Here is a 503-nt window from a genome sequence, read left to right as displayed (position 1 = left end):
CGGAGCCGCCAAGGCATTTCGGGCGGCCGCGGCCAGTTCCTGGGCGCTCGGGTATCGATGCTGGGGGTTCTTGGCCAGGACCCTCGATCACCCGCGGTCCCCGTAGCTGTCAATCCAAGCTTCTTCGTCTCTTCATTCCACTAACATGCTGACCGGTGGATGAGCCAGGTCAGCCCTTCGAACCCCTGCCGTTTGGTCGTTACCAATTGCTCTCCGTGATTGGTGAGGGTGGCATGGGCACCGTTTACAAGGCTCACGACACCATCATCGGCCGCGATGTTGCCGTCAAAGTGTTAGCGGGTGCGCTCGGCTCGGAGCCCGGCTATGTGGAGCGGTTCCGCCGCGAGGCCCACACCGTCGCCCGCTTAACCGAGGCCCACATCATTCCCGTCTTTGACACAGGCGAGGTCGACGGCCGCCTCTATCTCGTGATGCCCCTTGTAGACGGCGTGGACCTTGGCGCTCTGCTGCAACGCGATGGGCCGATGCTGCCGGAGCGGGCG

1 protein-coding gene is annotated in these 503 nt (G+C 63.8%); it reads left to right on the top strand.

Annotation, left to right across the window (positions count from 1 at the left end; genetic code table 11):
- Positions 1-155: 155 nt before the first annotated feature.
- A partial coding sequence (locus A5692_RS13930) for a protein kinase (RefSeq protein WP_231984317.1) occupies positions 156-503 on the top strand: 348 nt, incomplete at its 3' end.

The sequence above is a fragment of the Mycobacterium sp. E342 genome, from assembly GCF_001667665.1.
GTDB lineage: Bacteria > Actinomycetota > Actinomycetes > Mycobacteriales > Mycobacteriaceae > Mycobacterium.
The sequence above is the reverse complement of the archived record's forward strand: the minus strand, read 5'-3'. Positions and strand labels throughout refer to the sequence as shown.